Genomic DNA, 15,194 nt, shown 5'->3' with positions numbered 1-15,194 from the left:
TATGTTAAAATAATTACTAAAAGTGAATTATTGATAACGAATTAAGCCTGTTTATTCATAGTTTTGTAATGTGAATTTTAATCATGAGGCAAAAATTTACTTATCATTTTTTATGGACATTGACACTCGCAATAGCGATATCGATTAATTTTGCCTTTTCCGCAGATAAAACATTTGCTAATGATACAGCTTACATCCGTATCAAAAACAAACCGGCTACCAAGCAATCATATCTTAAAGGTTTTCACTTCAGCTTCCCTTCGTTAAAAACTATTATCAACCCGTCATCAGCAAAAGCGGGTATGGCTAAACCTGAAGATAATAAGCTGTTAAGTAACGTACAGATATTCCCCAACCCTATTACTGATCAGATCAATCTGAAATACACCATCTCACGTAACTCTACCGTTACCATCCGTATAATGGATGTATTAGGTAATAGTGTGCTTACCCTGTTATCGCAGCATATGGAACAGGGCGACCGGACATTTTCTTACAACCTTAATAAGCAGCTAAGCAGCGGCTTTTACTTTGTAAGGGTGACCGTTGGTACCGAGTCTATTATTAAGCGTATTTCCGTACTTTAATATAACTGCGCCGCCCCGGCTTTTATTACTCAAGTGTATCTGTTTTTATAAAATTTTAATTGCCGCCAACATCTTAGCATCTATAATGTTAGTTTTGGGATTTTAGATCGCAAACGCTGACCATGAAGATTATTGCTATAGGCCGCAATTATGCGGAACACGCTAAAGAACTGAACAACCCTGTACCTACAGTGCCGGTGATTTTTATGAAACCCGATACCGCACTGCTTAAAGACAATAAACCTTTTTACCTGCCTGAGTTTTCGCAGGATGTACACCATGAGATTGAGCTTGTATTAAAGATCAGCAAAGAAGGCAAACACATTGATGAGAAATTTGCTGCCGCTTATTATGATGAAGTTGCTTTAGGCATAGATTTTACTGCACGCGATATCCAGTCAAAACACAAAGAGAAGGGCTTGCCCTGGGAACTGGCCAAAGCATTTGACGGCTCTGCCCCTGTAAGCAACTTTGTACCTAAATCTAAATTTCAGGACTTATACAATCTTAACTTCAGATTGAATGTAAACGGTGAAGCGCGTCAAATTGGCAATACCAAGGATCTGTTGTTTTCTTTTGAGCGCATTATTGCATTCGTATCTCAATATATCACGTTAAAAAAAGGCGACCTTATTTACACCGGAACACCAGAAGGTGTGGCCAAAGTTAACATTGGCGACCACCTTGAGGGATTTCTGGAAGATGAGCAGTTACTTGATTTTTACGTGAAATAAGCATGATCAAATCTACCTTATGTGCTTTGCTGATGTCCGTACTGTGCGTTTTTGGCAGTAAGGCACAAGATCAACCAATACAGGTTAAACAATATCCTAAAGACATTTTCCGCTACTCGCTTGACCTGCCGCCAAGTACAGCTGGGTCATTCGGCGAACTGAGGCCAAACCACTTCCACTCCGGTTTAGACTTCCGCACCAATCAGCGTGAAGGCTACCCGGTACATGCTACTTACATGGGTTATGTATCCAGGTTGCGTGTACAATTCGGTGGCTTTGGTAATGCTGTTTACATTACGCACCCCAATGGCTTTACTTCTGTTTATGGGCACTTGCAAAGGTTTTCGCCCGAGATTGAACGCGTAGTAAAAGCTTACCAGTTAGAGCATCAAAAAGATATTGTTGATTTTAATCTTGGACCATTCCAGCTGCCTGTAGCCACCGGTCAGGTAATTGCATTATCTGGCAACACAGGTGGATCAGCCGGGCCGCATTTGCATTTTGAGCTACGCGATTCCAATACAGAAGAAACTGTAAATCCGCAATTATTCGGGCTGACGATACCAGACCATATCCCACCTGCCATATGGGGAATGGCCGTTTATCATTTGAACGGTGAACCATTCAGCGAGCATACGCCCCGGTCTGACTTTGGAGTTGCAGGAGCCAATGGTAATTACCATTTAACCAACCCGCAGGTAATTACTGTAGGTCACGAAGCCGGTTTCGGTATCAGCTGTGACGACCGTAACAGCGCATCTGCGAATCATAATGGCATTTACTCGCTCGAGTTAAAGTTAGATGGTACTACCGTTTACACTTATGCCGTTGAGCGTTTTGCTTTTGACCAGACACATGCCATCAATGCTTATATCGACTATCCGGCATATCAAATCTCCAGGCGTTTCATTCAGAAATGCTTTGTTTTACCCGGCGCTAAAATTACGCTGTATCCGCAATCGATCAATCGTGGCATCATTAAACTAAATGACGATGAAGTGCACGACCTGCAATATGTACTTAAAGATGTAGCCGGTAATACAAGTACTTTATCAGTAAAAATAAAGGCAGGACCGGAAGAAAAGACCTATACGCCGCCTGCTGGCAGTACACGCTTTAAGTATGACCAAACCAATACCTTCGTAAACGGCAACATTAAGGTAGTTATCCCCCAGGGTAATCTTTATGATGATCTGGATTTTACATTTGCCACATTACCACGCCATACAGGCGCTTACTCGGCTACCTATCGCCTGCATAACCGGTTAACACCGATACACGATAGCTTTGAGGTTTGGATTAAACCAGATAGTACCATTGGCCGACTTGCCGATAAGGCCGTGATCTTCAGTACTACGAACGGCGCACAGGGCGGCACTTACGAAGATGGTTATGTAAAAGGCCATGCATCCGGCTTTGGCGAATTTTACGTAAGGATAGATACCGTAGCGCCGGTAATCCGAGCTATAAATCTTATAAAAGGTGGCAGCATGGCTGGCAAAAGAGCAATCTCATTCCGCATGAGCGATAATTTATCGGGCATACAATCATACATCGGTAAAATTGATGGCAAGTTTGTACTGATGCAATGGGATTATAAAACAAAAATACTTAATTACTTCTTTGATGATCAGGTTGGTGCGGGCAAGCATACGATTGAACTTACCGTTACCGACAATAAAAACAACCAGGCTGTTTACAACGCAGAATTTTACAGATAATGACAACACTAACCGAAGGCACCAAAGCACCAGACTTTACCGCCAAAGATCAAAACGGAAACAACGTTTCTTTATCAGATTTTAAAGGTAAAACCGTCATCCTTTATTTTTACCCGAAAGATGACACCCCCGGCTGTACAGCCGAAGCATGCAGTTTCAGAGATAACTATCAGTATTTAACAGGAGAAGGCTACGAGGTAATTGGCGTAAGCGTTGACGATGAAAAATCGCACAAAAAATTTGAGACCAAATACAGCTTACCTTTTACCCTGATTGCCGATACTGACCATGCTATTGTTGAAGCATATGGCGTTTGGGTTGAGAAAAACATGTACGGTAAAAAATATATGGGTGTTAACCGTTCAACTTTTATCATTGACGGCGATGGCGTGATCTCGCACATCATTGGCAAGGTTGACACCAAAAATTCATCTCAGCAGGTGCTTGATCTTTTAAAGAAATAATTAAAAGATCAGCACAATAGTGCCTGTAATAATCAATGATGCGCCCACTGCTGTTTTCCATGTCAGTTGTTCTTTCAAAAACACAACCGATAATATAATGGCTAAGGCAACGCTCAGCTTATCTACAGGCGCTACCTGTGATACCTTTCCCATTTGCAAAGCCTTAAAATAAAATATCCACGAAAGGCCCGTTGCACAACCCGAAAGTACCAGGAAAAGCCAGTTAGTTTTATTCAGCTGACCTATACCAGCAGCCTCTCCCCTCACAATGGCTATTCCCCATGCAATCACCAGTATCACTGCTGTGCGTATGGCAGTGGCCAGATCTGAGTTAACATTCTTGATTCCAAGCTTTGCAAAAATGGCTGTTAAAGCGGCAAACAGTGCCGACAGCAGTGCATATATCCACCACATAATTCCTGTTTTTTTATGCTAACATAGTTCTATTTGCCCTAATTATTGATGAAACATTAGGGCATTCGGTTATAATATTTATTTTAGCTGTATTATTCAATCCTAATTACTTTAATGACAAACGATATCAATGAGTTAAAGCGGATAGCATCGCAGGTTAGGCGCGATATTGTCCGTATGGTACACGGCTGCCAGTCAGGGCACCCGGGCGGTTCTCTGGGTTGTACAGATTACCTTGTTGCTTTATACTTTTCTGTAATGAAGCACAATCCTGATTTTTCAATGGACGGCAAAGGAGAAGACCTTTTCTTCTTATCAAACGGCCACATTTCACCAGTATTTTACAGTGTGTTATCACATTCGGGATACTTTGACAAATCAGAGCTTAAAACCTTCCGTAAACTTGATTCAAGGTTACAGGGCCACCCAACTACCCACGAAGGTTTACCGGGCATACGCATAGCATCTGGCTCATTGGGTCAGGGTTTATCAGTGGCCATTGGCGCTGCTTTAGCTAAGAAATTAAACGGCGACGACCGTATTGTTTATACACTGCATGGCGACGGCGAACTGCAAGAGGGCCAGATATGGGAAGCTGCCATGTTTGCACCGCATAATAAAGTTGATAACCTGATTGCCGCAGTTGACGTTAACGGCCAGCAGATAGATGGCTCAACAAACCAGGTACTTTCTTTAGGTAACCTGCATGCAAAATGGGAAGCATTTGGTTGGGACGTTTTAGAAAGCAAGGGTAATGATATGGAAGCATTGCTTACCACCCTGGCAGAAGCAAAACAACGCACCGGCAAGGGCAAGCCTGTAGTAATTCTACTGCATACCGAAATGGGCTATGGCGTAGACTTTATGATGGGCAGCCATAAATGGCATGGCGTTGCACCAAACGACGCGCAGCTTGAACAGGCTTTAGCTCAACTGGAAGAAACTTTAGGCGACTATTAGTTTGAGGTGTGAGTTACGAGTTGTGAGGTGCGAGTTGACCGCTACTAAATTATCTTTTTAAACAATACAATTATTAACATTATGCCCGAGCCCCTCTCTTCCGGAGAGGGGTTGGGGTGAGGCTGATATAATGAAAAAATACACTTACACAGATAAAAAAGATACACGTTCTGGCTTTGGCGCTGGCTTATTAGAAGCCGGTAAACGCAATGACCAGGTAGTTGCTTTATGCGCCGACCTGATCGGCTCACTTAAAATGCAGGATTTTATCAATGCTTTTCCTGAACGCTTTTTTCAGACAGGCATTGCTGAGGCTAACATGATGGGTATGGCTGCGGGCTTAACCATCGGTGGTAAAATTCCGTTCACCGGAACTTTTGCCAACTTTTCAACCGGCCGTGTTTATGATCAGATCCGCCAGTCGATAGCCTACTCAGATAAAAACGTTAAGATCTGCGCATCACACGCCGGTTTAACTTTAGGCGAAGACGGTGCCACTCACCAGATATTAGAAGACATTGGCTTAATGAAAATGCTGCCCGGCATGACGGTGATTAACCCATGCGATTATAACCAGACCAAAGCCGCAACCATTGCTATTGCAGAATATCATGGCCCGGTTTACCTTCGGTTTGGCCGCCCTGTAATGCCTATCTTTACAGATGCCGACCAGAAATTCGAGATCGGTAAAGCATGGATGGTTAATGAGGGTACTGATGTGAGTATATTTGCAACCGGCCACTTGGTTTGGGAAGCAATTAAAGCTGGTGAAATACTGGCAGATGAAGGTATCAATGCAGAAATTGTAAACATCCATACGATTAAACCGTTAGATAACGAAGCCGTGCTGGCATCGGTAGCTAAAACAGGTTGCGTAGTAACCGCCGAAGAGCATAACCGCCTGGGCGGCCTTGGCGACAGCGTTGCGCAATTGCTGGCAACCAACGTACCTGCGCCGCAGGAGTATGTTGCAGTGAATGACAGCTTTGGCGAAAGCGGTACGCCAGAACAATTGATGGCAAAATATGGTTTAGATGCAGCGCATATTGTGTCTGCAGCTAAACGCGCTATTGAAAGAAAAAAAACTTTGTATAAAGAAGCTTTTGTATAAAAATTTAATAAATGGCTGTACAGGTCGAAGACGCTGAAATATTAAGTAAATTCCGGGAAGAACGCACACGGAATGAAGCCTTTAATCTTTTGCTGAAAAAATATCAGCAAAAGATTTACTGGCATGTACGCCGCATGGTTATTGATCATGACGATGCCGACGACATTGTACAGGACGTGTTTGTTAAAGTCTGGAAAAACCTTTTAGGTTTCAGGAACGATGCACAGTTATACACCTGGATGTATCGTATAGCAACTAACGAGTGCATCACTTTTCTTAATAAGAAAAAACAAAAGAACAACATACCGCTTGACGAAGTATCTTATGAACTGGCTGAATCATTAGCCGATTCAACTTACTTTAACGGCGATAAAGCACAGATGAAATTGCAGCAGGCATTGCTTACACTGCCCGAAAAACAAAGACTGGTTTTCAACATGAAGTATTTTGATGATATGAAATATGAAGAAATGTCTGAAGTTTTAGGCACAAGCGTAGGCGCTTTAAAAGCTTCGTTTCACCTTGCGGTAAAGAAGATAGAGAGCTTTTTACTATCTAAAGATTAATTTTAAATTTATCTTTAAACCTTTGGACAGGATAAGTATCTATACTACGATATGAAAACCGATATAGACAACAAAGAGTGGCCAGACGATTACATGTCACTTAAACAGGTTACCCCCGGTAACCCGTTTACGGTGCCTGTTGGCTATTTTGACGGCCTTGAAGAGCGGATAATATCGAGCGTTCAGTTAAATGATTTAGTTACACCTTCGTCGCAGCAATTTGCTGTCCCGGAAAATTATTTTGAAGAGCTAAGCAACCGTATTGCTGCTAAAATAGCCATAACGGAAGCTGCACCTGCCGAAAGCGAGAACTTTACAGTGCCACAGGGTTACTTTGATGACCTGAGCACAAAAATCACAAGCAGGATCAGCATTGAAGAAGCAGCGTCGGCAGATGCTGAAAGCTTTGCAGTGCCCAATGGCTATTTTGAGCAATTGAGCACCAGCATTATGGCCCGGGTAAAGATTGAGGAAGCGATAGGTGACCATGCAAACACCTTTGCCGTTCCGGATGGGTATTTTGATGATATGGCCGCACAGATACAAAGCCGTATTTTCGTTGAGGAAACATTAAGCCGGGAAACACCTTTCAGCGTACCTGAAAATTACTTTGAAAACCTTAACCGCAAAGTAATGAACCAGGCTACCGGCATGGATGCTATTCAGCGTAAGGGCCTTGTAAAAAGGCTGATCTCATCAGGTACATTCAAGTATGCTACGGCTGCATGTTTTGCCTTGATTATCGGCGCTGGTATTTTCTTCGGGGAGATCAATCCAAGGGCACAGCATGACCGTTCATACCTGCACAAGGCATTATCTGAAATTCCGGATAATACGATTGAAGGTTACCTGCAATATCATTTGGACAACACGGGCAACAAGGCAATAGATGATCAAAGCGAAGCAAACGATCTTAACGCTGTAAGCACAGATGATCTGGCTGATTATCTGAGCAACAATTAACATCATTAGGGGTAATGAAAAGGCTGGTGAAAATTATTTTATTCATACTAACACTATTTACTTTTGGGCAGGCTGCAAAAGCACAGCTCCGCCCTTCGCCATACCCTGGCCAGGCTTTTAGGGAAACCCATCCTACCCGGCAGGCCAAACGTTTCCCTAAGCTGGATGCGATAAAAAACGCTTACATCAACAAACGCCTTGATCTGTCGCCTGAAGAAGCAGACCGATTTTGGCCTTTGTATAACCAGTATCAGGGCGAGCTAAGTGTTGTTTTAGCACAGAAACGCCAAAACAACAACAATACCCAAATCAGCGGTATGGAACAAGCTAACCGTGATATTGCTTATGAGCAGCAACTGCTTGCTATCCGTAAAAGGTACCAGTCTGAATTTTTAAAAATTTTACCTGCTGATAAGGTAAGCACCCTTTATAAAAGCGAACAGGAGTTTCGAGAGGAGTTATATAAACAACTCCGCGAACGCAGAACTCCGGGAAATTGATATTATCTGTGCCACTCGCAAAAGGCTTGTCGTTGTAATCGGCAAGCCTTTTGTATTTTTGTAATATGTTAACGCTACGCCAGTTATTTTTAGCCAACAACGCACAAACTACGGACTTCCCCTTACTACTTCAGTTTGAACGGGCACAAGGCATTTATATGTACAATGCCAAGGGCAGGGCCTTTATGGACCTGATATCGGGTATTGGTGTAAGCAACATCGGCCATTGCCATCCAAACGTGGTTAATGCTGTAAAAGAACAGGTTGAAAAGTATATGCACCTGATGGTGTACGGCGAGTATGTGCAAACCCCGCAGGTACGTTTTGCAGAAAAACTGGTAAGCCTATTGCCGTCAAATCTTAACTCGGTATATTTTGTTAATTCGGGTGCCGAAGCTGTGGAAGGAGCATTAAAGCTGGCAAAGCGTTATACTAAACGCCACGAGATCATAGCATTTAATAACTCTTATCATGGCAGTAGCCACGGTGCGCTAAGCGTTATGGGTAACGAAGAATTTAAGCAGGCTTACCGCCCTTTACTACCGGGGGTAAAATTTATCAACTTCAATCACCTGCCCGATCTTGAAAAGATCACCCATAAAACAGCTTGTGTCATTTTAGAAACCATACAGGGCGAGGCTGGTATACGTGTACCAGACGTAGCCTACATGCAGGCTTTACGCAAACGATGCACCGAAACAGGCACACTGCTCATACTTGATGAGATACAGGCAGCCTTTGGACGAAGCGGAAAAATGTTTGCATTTGAGCATTTCAACATTGTACCCGATATTCTTTTGCTGGCAAAAGCATTAGGTGGTGGCATGCCTATCGGTGCGTTTGTCGCATCGACAGAGATCATGTCGTCATTAAAAAATAATCCTATACTTGGGCACATCACTACTTTTGGCGGTCACCCGGTAAACTGTGCTGCGGGTTTAGCAGCCTTAGAAGCACTTATCGACGAAGACTTAATTAAAGGTGTAGATGCCAAGAACCAGCTTTTTAAAGATTTGCTGGTACACCCTGCTATTAAAGAGGTACGTGGCAAAGGACTGATGCTGGCTGCTGAGCTGGATAGCTTTGTTTTTAATAAAGCCGTGATTGACCGATGTATTGAAAACGGGTTAATTACCGACTGGTTTTTGCACTGCGATAACTCGATGCGCATCGCCCCTCCGCTAATTATTACAGAAGATGAAATACGCCGGGCTTGCAGCATTATTTTAGCTGCAATTGATCATTGTACAAACAGCTTTAATAGTTAACAAAACTGTAATTTTAAGTATATATCTGCTAATTATATTGGTACAGTTTATGCTCTATAACGGGCACCGGAATATTTCTGCCGATTAAGCATACAAAAGCTGTTAAGATCAAATTATGTGGCCTTTTTTTAAGTCACCCGGTGTCGCTAAAAAGCGAAAAAGCAAGCATAAAACAGAACACTACTTATAAACATGAAAATAGCATATATATCAACCTATACACCGCGCGAGTGTGGCATAGCAACCTTTAACTACAATTTAATGCGCGCCATCAGCGCAAATTTTCCCGAACGAAAAAACGTTTTACAAAATGGATATGTTGTTGCCATCAATGATTCTGAAAACCTGCAGGAGTATGAGTATCCTGAAGAAGTAAAATATGTAATCAGACAGAATGATCAGAAAGATTATATACGCGCTGCCAACTACATCAATACCAGCGACGCTGATGCCTGCATTTTAGAACATGAGTTTGGTATTTATGGGGGCGAAAGCGGTATATATATCCTGCCATTATTAAACAGGCTGGAAAAACCGCTGATCTCTATCCTTCACACTATTTTGCGTGAGCCAAGTTATGTACAGCGCATCATCATTCGTGAAATTGCCGAGCAATCGTCAAAAATCATTGTGATGAGCAAGCGTGCGGTAGAGTTTTTGGTAAATATCTATGAAATAGCTCCGGATAAAATTCAGATCATCGAACATGGTGTTCCGGACCTGGAAGCGCCAAAAGATAATCCGGTTAAAAACCTTTCCATATTCAAGAATAAAAAAGTAATGCTGACCTTCGGCCTAATCAGCCGCAACAAAGGCCTCGAAACCGTTGTAAAAGCATTACCAAGAATTGTTGAGAAACACCCCGACGTAGTTTATGTCATTTTAGGTAATACTCACCCTGGTGTAGTTAAGCATTCGGGTGAGGAATATCGCGATAGCTTAAAATCATTAGCTACACGTTTAAAGGTCGCTAATCATTTAGCGTTCATCAATAAATTTGTTGCCGAAGAAGAGCTGATCAATTATCTTACCGCTACAACCATTTACGTTACGCCATACCATAATGAGGCGCAAATTACCAGTGGTACATTATCCTATGCAGTAGGTTCTGGTGCTGCTGTAGTATCAACACCATACTGGCATGCAACAGAGCTGCTTGACCATAACCGCGGCCGTCTGTTCGATTTTAAAGATTCTGAAATGCTGGCCGACACCATTATTGATCTGTTAGATAATGAAGATAAGCTGAACGCACTTAAACAAAACGCTTACAATTATGGCTTACATTTACGCTGGCCTGTTATAGGTTCAGAGTTTATCAAGGTTGCGCAGGAAGCTGCTATCAATCACGATTTCAGTGAAAAGATTTTAAAAAACAGCATTGTTGACCCTGAAATTATGCCTAAATTCAGCATGGCGCACGTATTACGCTTAACTGATGATACGGGTATTGTACAACACGCTAAATACGGTATCCCTAATTTAAAAGAGGGTTATTGCCTTGACGATAATGCCCGCGCCTTAATTATGGCGCTGATGGCTTATCAGCGCAATAAAAGCCCTGAAGCTTTGGAGTTGCTGCCTATTTATCTCAGCTACATTCACTACATGCAGTGCGAAGACGGTAACTTCCGTAACTTCTTAAGTTTCGATCGCCGTTACCTGGATGAAGTAGGATCAGAGGACTCATTCGGCAGAACCATTTGGGCATTGGGTCATTTAATCGGCTGTGCGGCTAATAATTCTTACCGCGAGTTTGCATTAGAACTTTTCCACCGTTCATATCCGCATTTTAGCAACCTGCAGCATATCCGCGGCATGGCAAACACCATCATCGGTATTTGCCTTTACCTTAAAGTGTATCCAACCGACGAAGGCATGATGGCGGAAATGATACGATTAACGCAACCGTTAATTGAAGCCTATGAAAGAACACAGTCTGATGACTGGCAATGGTTTGAAGAGGGAATGACCTATGATAATGCCATATTACCATTGGCTTTATTGCACAACTACGAGATAACCGGTAACGAAAAAGTAAAGCAGATTGCATTAAAAACAATGGCGTTTTTAGATCAGCTTACTTTATCTAACGGATATTTAAGTCCGGTAGGTAATGACGGCTGGTACTATCGTGGCGGCACCTTCCCTACCTTTGATCAGCAGGCTATAGAAACGATGGCTATGGTGATGATGCACTTCCAGGCTTATGAAACCTTCCGCGAACCGGAATACATTGAAAAAATGTTCCTGAGCTACAAATGGTTCCTGGGCGAAAACACATTGCGTGCACCGCTTTATGATTATGAAACTAAAGGTTGCTGCGACGGTCTGATGCCAACCGGCATTAACCGTAACCAGGGCGCCGAAAGTACATTAGCATACCTTATATCGCACCTTACCGTACTTAAAGCTTTTGAGCTGGAGTATGAATACAACAAATTTGGGCATAACGTGCAAGTGTGCTAATAATTAGTGATTACAGAATGAGTGAGTAATTAATTCACTAATTCTGTAATTCACCATTTCAATGATTCACTAAATCACTCATTCATAAATTATCAACATGAAGGTTGCTGTTTTAGCTCCTGTTGCCTGGCGTACGCCTCCGAGACATTACGGCCCATGGGAACAAGTGGCATCAAATATAGCCGAAGGCATGGTTAAACGTGGCGTTGATGTAACTCTGTTTGCCACCGGCGATTCCATCACCTCAGGTAAGCTACAATCTGTTTGTGAACAGGGTTATGAGGAAGACCGAACCCAGGATGCTAAGGTTTTAGAATGCCTGCACATTAGTAACCTGATGGAGCAAGCATCTGATTTTGACCTTATCCATAACAACTTTGATTTTCTTCCGCTTACTTATTCAGGATTAATAAACACACCAGTTATTACCACCATACACGGTTTTTCTTCGCCGAAGATTGTTCCGGTTTATAAAAAGTATAATGATCGTGGGTATTATGTTTCTATAAGCAATGCTGACCGTAACCCCGAATTAAATTACCTGGCTACGGTTTATAATGGTTTAAATACGGACGATTTTGAGTTCAACGCTGAACCCGAAGATTATCTTCTTTATTTTGGCCGTATACATCATGACAAAGGTGCCGCAGAAGCTATTGAAATAGCAAAAAAGGCAAAACGAAAGTTACTGATTGCCGGCATTGTACAGGACGCTAACTATTACCGCGAGCGTGTTGAGCCTTTTATTGATAACGAACAGGTAATTTATGTTGGCCATGCAGGCCCTGAAAAACGCAAAGAGCTGTTGGGTAAAGCCGCAGCATTGCTGCATCCGATTAATTTTAACGAGCCCTTTGGTATGAGTGTTGCCGAAGCGATGCTTTGCGGCACCCCGGTTATTGCATTTAATCGCGGGTCGATGCCAGAATTGATTAAGCATCAGGAAACAGGCTACCTTGTAAAAACAGTTGATGAGGCCGTTGACCATATAAATCAATTAAGCCTGATAGACCGTAAAGCATGCTATAATTGGGCAGCAGCCAATTTCTCGTTAGATAAAATGGTTGACGATTATTATAAACTTTACCAGCAAATACTTGGCTGATTAAACTTTACCAAATACAGTAATTGCGTTATGGCCACCGAAACCAAAGGTATTGCTCATGGCAACTCTCACCGGATGGTCAATAGCTTCGCGCAGTACGATATTTAAGTTCTTTGGTACTTCCGGATCTAAAGTTTGAGTGTTAATTGTTGGTGGTATAATACCGTTTTCAATAGCTTTAATGCTTAGTATAGCTTCAACAGCACCAGCAGCGCCAAGAAGATGGCCAGTCATTGATTTGGTAGCACTTAGCTTCAATTTTGTTTTTTTGTGGCCTGTAATATTTGATACGGCTTTAGACTCAGAAAGATCGCCAACCGGTGTCGAGGTGGCATGCATATTTAAGTAATCGACATCATCAATGGTCAGTCCGCCTTCTGCTAATGCAAGTTGCATTGCTTTTACCGCACCAAGCCCTTCAGGATGAGTTGCTGTCATGTGATAAGCATCGGCAGTCATGGCCGAACCTAATACTTCGCAGTATATTTTAGCGCCACGTTTTACCGCATGCTCGTATTCCTCTAAAATTAAAGCTCCCGCCCCTTCTCCCATTACAAAGCCGTCACGGTCTATATCAAACGGGCGGGCTGCTGTCTGCGGATCTTCGTTTCTGTGAGACATAGCCTTCATTGAACTAAAGCCACCAAATGCAGCAGGTGTAATAGGCGCTTCAGAACCACCAGTTACAATGATCTTAGCTTTTCCTAAACGGATATAGTTAAAAGCGTCCATGATGGCTGTGTTGGCAGTAGCGCAAGCAGAAACAGGTGAATAATTTACGCCCATATAGCCATTACGAAGTGAGATCATACCTGATGCCATATTGATCAGATACTTCGGAACAAAAAACGGATTAAATCTTGGCGTTCCGTCTCCTTCTACATACTCACGCATCTGGCTTTCAAAAGTATCGGTACCACCTTGTGCCGATCCCCAGATCACCCCCACATCAAACGGATCCATTTTTGAAAACTCAAAACCCGAATCATTAACTGCTTCGTCAGTAGCAATAAGGGCATATTGAGTATACAAATCTGTTCTTTTTATTTCGGCACGGTCAAGATAAGCAGCCGGGCTAAAATCTTTTAACTCACAAGCTACCTGCGAACGGAATAATGATGCATCAAAATGGCTGATCTTACCTGCACCGCTTTTACCTTCAATTGCATTTGACCAAAACGAATCAACATTATTACCTATAGGGGTTAAGGCGCCTAAACCTGTGACTACAACTCTTTTTAACATAACTTTTAAGAACGGCAAATGTAGGTAAAGTGTTTAAAATACAGTAAAAAACAAAAAATTGGAAAAATTTCTTTTTACATATAGAAAAATTACTAAATTTGATTATGGATCAAGAAAAGGCTAAGGCAGCTAAAAAGAACACAAAAAGCTATAAAACTGCTGATGATAAGGCCAGCTTTATGGCTCATGATTTTCTTGAACACTATGAAACCCCAACCACTATGCATCGTCCAATGCCATACCAAGCGTTATATGCTAATCCTATAGCGCTTTTAACCAGTTCAAAAAAAGGGCTTGATGCAAAGGCTGCCCTTGATTTTATCAATATTTCTGGCTTTACGCACAATGAATTCCAGGAAACGTTTAAAACCACTGTAAAAACTATACATAACCATACCAACAACCATCATAAACTTGATGCTGCATTAAGTGAAAAGATCTTAAAATCTTTTGCACTTTTTGAAAAAGGTATAGCCATATTTGGTTCTGCTCATAACTTTCACACATGGTTAAGTGTGCCGGCATATGGTTTAGGTAATCAAAAGCCATTTGATTTAATGGATACTGTAACTGGTATAACGCTTATTGAAGAAGAGCTTATACGTTTACAGTACGGTGATTTGGCATAAAATGCTTGTATATCGCATTGCATTGAGGCAGTATTCCGACAGCCTGAAGGCATCGGGCAGGGCGGCAAGATGGAACCCTAACGAAACCTTTGTTATCTATACCGCCTCTTCAAGATCATTATCCTGCCTTGAAAACGTTGTACACCGAAGCCAGATTGGATTAAGCCTGGCATTCAATATTATGACCATTGAAATTGATGATCGCATTAAAAAAGATGTGATTAATTTGATTGATCTCCCTGCTAACTGGAAAGACTTTGAGCAGATGCCAGTCACTCAAAAAATTGGCGAAGAATGGCTTACTAAAAATAAAACTGCTTTATTGCAAGTACCTTCATCAATTATAGACGAAGAAGTAAATTACCTGATCAATCCTAAACACAGTGATTTTAGTAAAATCAGGCTTATAAAAACAGAGCCCTTCACCTTTGATAAAAGGATAAAGGGCTCTTGATATA

Annotated in this window: 16 protein-coding genes; 14 read left to right on the top strand and 2 right to left on the bottom strand. The window is 42.0% G+C overall.

The window, feature by feature from the left end; all coding sequences use genetic code 11:
- Positions 1 to 83: 83 nt before the first annotated feature.
- The 4 genes from PQ461_RS07040 (at position 84) to bcp (ending at position 3,506) form a co-directional block, all read left to right on the top strand.
- The gene (locus tag PQ461_RS07040) at positions 84 to 587 is read left to right on the top strand and encodes a T9SS type A sorting domain-containing protein (RefSeq protein ID WP_274302728.1); all 504 of its coding nucleotides are present in this window, start codon (positions 84 to 86) and stop codon (positions 585 to 587) included.
- A gap of 122 nt (positions 588 to 709) precedes the next feature.
- Positions 710 to 1,321 carry a fumarylacetoacetate hydrolase family protein gene (locus PQ461_RS07035; RefSeq protein ID WP_274302727.1) on the top strand — a complete coding sequence of 204 codons (612 nt, stop codon included), beginning with the start codon at positions 710 to 712 and terminating at the stop codon, positions 1,319 to 1,321.
- A gap of 2 nt (positions 1,322 to 1,323) precedes the next feature.
- Positions 1,324 to 3,042 (top strand): M23 family metallopeptidase, encoded by a 1,719-nt coding sequence (locus PQ461_RS07030; RefSeq protein WP_274302726.1) that lies wholly within the window; start codon positions 1,324 to 1,326, stop codon positions 3,040 to 3,042.
- The gene (gene bcp, locus PQ461_RS07025) at positions 3,042 to 3,506 is read left to right on the top strand and encodes a thioredoxin-dependent thiol peroxidase (RefSeq protein WP_274302725.1); all 465 of its coding nucleotides are present in this window, start codon (positions 3,042 to 3,044) and stop codon (positions 3,504 to 3,506) included. The genes PQ461_RS07030 and bcp overlap by 1 nt, the downstream gene beginning before the upstream one ends.
- Here bcp and PQ461_RS07020 read toward each other — a convergent pair whose 3' ends face one another.
- Positions 3,507 to 3,920, bottom strand: coding sequence for an EamA family transporter (locus PQ461_RS07020; RefSeq protein ID WP_274302724.1), 414 nt, complete (start codon positions 3,918 to 3,920; stop codon positions 3,507 to 3,509). It lies immediately after the preceding gene.
- Positions 3,921 to 4,034: 114 nt separating this feature from the next.
- Between PQ461_RS07020 and PQ461_RS07015 the strand changes: the two genes are divergently transcribed.
- From PQ461_RS07015 to PQ461_RS06980, 8 genes are all read left to right on the top strand, one after another.
- Positions 4,035 to 4,880 carry a transketolase gene (locus PQ461_RS07015; RefSeq protein WP_274302723.1) on the top strand — a complete coding sequence of 282 codons (846 nt, stop codon included), beginning with the start codon at positions 4,035 to 4,037 and terminating at the stop codon, positions 4,878 to 4,880.
- A gap of 130 nt (positions 4,881 to 5,010) precedes the next feature.
- The gene (locus PQ461_RS07010) at positions 5,011 to 5,991 is read left to right on the top strand and encodes a transketolase family protein (protein ID WP_274302722.1); all 981 of its coding nucleotides are present in this window, start codon (positions 5,011 to 5,013) and stop codon (positions 5,989 to 5,991) included.
- Positions 5,992 to 6,002: 11 nt separating this feature from the next.
- Entirely contained in the window at positions 6,003 to 6,557 is a 555-nt protein-coding gene (locus PQ461_RS07005) for an RNA polymerase sigma factor (RefSeq protein ID WP_274302721.1), read from the top strand.
- A 51-nt stretch (positions 6,558 to 6,608) separates the two neighbouring features.
- The gene (locus PQ461_RS07000; protein ID WP_274302720.1) at positions 6,609 to 7,520 is read left to right on the top strand and encodes a hypothetical protein; all 912 of its coding nucleotides are present in this window, start codon (positions 6,609 to 6,611) and stop codon (positions 7,518 to 7,520) included.
- A gap of 14 nt (positions 7,521 to 7,534) precedes the next feature.
- The gene (locus PQ461_RS06995; protein ID WP_274302719.1) at positions 7,535 to 8,020 is read left to right on the top strand and encodes a hypothetical protein; all 486 of its coding nucleotides are present in this window, start codon (positions 7,535 to 7,537) and stop codon (positions 8,018 to 8,020) included.
- Between the two features lie 65 nt (positions 8,021 to 8,085).
- Positions 8,086 to 9,288, top strand: a complete 1,203-nt coding sequence (locus tag PQ461_RS06990) for an aspartate aminotransferase family protein (protein ID WP_274302718.1) — start codon at positions 8,086 to 8,088, stop codon at positions 9,286 to 9,288.
- A 192-nt stretch (positions 9,289 to 9,480) separates the two neighbouring features.
- Positions 9,481 to 11,757, top strand: coding sequence for a glycosyltransferase family 4 protein (locus PQ461_RS06985; protein ID WP_274302717.1), 2,277 nt, complete (start codon positions 9,481 to 9,483; stop codon positions 11,755 to 11,757).
- A 97-nt stretch (positions 11,758 to 11,854) separates the two neighbouring features.
- Positions 11,855 to 12,862: a glycosyltransferase family 4 protein gene (locus PQ461_RS06980; RefSeq protein ID WP_274302716.1), complete on the top strand. Its 1,008-nt coding sequence runs from the start codon at positions 11,855 to 11,857 to the stop codon at positions 12,860 to 12,862.
- On the opposite strand, the gene fabF is transcribed toward PQ461_RS06980, so the two are convergent.
- Positions 12,863 to 14,107, bottom strand: coding sequence for a beta-ketoacyl-ACP synthase II (gene fabF, locus PQ461_RS06975; RefSeq protein ID WP_274302715.1), 1,245 nt, complete (start codon positions 14,105 to 14,107; stop codon positions 12,863 to 12,865).
- 104 nt (positions 14,108 to 14,211) lie between these two features.
- On the opposite strand from fabF, the gene PQ461_RS06970 reads away from it, so the two are divergent.
- Both PQ461_RS06970 and PQ461_RS06965 read left to right on the top strand, forming a co-directional pair.
- Positions 14,212 to 14,736: an Xre family toxin-antitoxin system antitoxin gene (locus PQ461_RS06970; protein WP_274302714.1), complete on the top strand. Its 525-nt coding sequence runs from the start codon at positions 14,212 to 14,214 to the stop codon at positions 14,734 to 14,736.
- A 1-nt stretch (position 14,737) separates the two neighbouring features.
- Complete coding sequence (locus PQ461_RS06965; RefSeq protein WP_274302713.1) at positions 14,738 to 15,190, top strand: RES family NAD+ phosphorylase; 453 nt, start codon at positions 14,738 to 14,740, stop codon at positions 15,188 to 15,190.
- Positions 15,191 to 15,194 lie beyond the last annotated feature (4 nt).

The sequence above is a fragment of the Mucilaginibacter sp. KACC 22063 genome (genome assembly GCF_028736115.1).
Taxonomy (GTDB): Bacteria; Bacteroidota; Bacteroidia; order Sphingobacteriales; family Sphingobacteriaceae; genus Mucilaginibacter.
This window is presented reverse-complemented; position numbering and strand designations above follow the sequence as displayed.

Coding starts and splice junctions, on each gene's coding strand:
- PQ461_RS07030 (WP_274302726.1), top strand. CDS start 1,324: ATGATCAAATCTACCTTATGTGCTTTGCTGATGTCCGTACTGTGCGTT.
- PQ461_RS06965 (WP_274302713.1), top strand. CDS start 14,738: ATGCTTGTATATCGCATTGCATTGAGGCAGTATTCCGACAGCCTGAAG.
- PQ461_RS07040 (WP_274302728.1), top strand. CDS start 84: ATGAGGCAAAAATTTACTTATCATTTTTTATGGACATTGACACTCGCA.
- PQ461_RS07015 (WP_274302723.1), top strand. CDS start 4,035: ATGACAAACGATATCAATGAGTTAAAGCGGATAGCATCGCAGGTTAGG.
- PQ461_RS06970 (WP_274302714.1), top strand. CDS start 14,212: ATGGATCAAGAAAAGGCTAAGGCAGCTAAAAAGAACACAAAAAGCTAT.
- PQ461_RS07020 (WP_274302724.1), bottom strand. CDS start 3,920: ATGTGGTGGATATATGCACTGCTGTCGGCACTGTTTGCCGCTTTAACA.
- PQ461_RS07035 (WP_274302727.1), top strand. CDS start 710: ATGAAGATTATTGCTATAGGCCGCAATTATGCGGAACACGCTAAAGAA.
- PQ461_RS06985 (WP_274302717.1), top strand. CDS start 9,481: ATGAAAATAGCATATATATCAACCTATACACCGCGCGAGTGTGGCATA.
- PQ461_RS06990 (WP_274302718.1), top strand. CDS start 8,086: ATGTTAACGCTACGCCAGTTATTTTTAGCCAACAACGCACAAACTACG.
- fabF (WP_274302715.1), bottom strand. CDS start 14,107: ATGTTAAAAAGAGTTGTAGTCACAGGTTTAGGCGCCTTAACCCCTATA.
- PQ461_RS07010 (WP_274302722.1), top strand. CDS start 5,011: ATGAAAAAATACACTTACACAGATAAAAAAGATACACGTTCTGGCTTT.
- PQ461_RS06980 (WP_274302716.1), top strand. CDS start 11,855: ATGAAGGTTGCTGTTTTAGCTCCTGTTGCCTGGCGTACGCCTCCGAGA.
- bcp (WP_274302725.1), top strand. CDS start 3,042: ATGACAACACTAACCGAAGGCACCAAAGCACCAGACTTTACCGCCAAA.
- PQ461_RS07000 (WP_274302720.1), top strand. CDS start 6,609: ATGAAAACCGATATAGACAACAAAGAGTGGCCAGACGATTACATGTCA.
- PQ461_RS06995 (WP_274302719.1), top strand. CDS start 7,535: ATGAAAAGGCTGGTGAAAATTATTTTATTCATACTAACACTATTTACT.
- PQ461_RS07005 (WP_274302721.1), top strand. CDS start 6,003: ATGGCTGTACAGGTCGAAGACGCTGAAATATTAAGTAAATTCCGGGAA.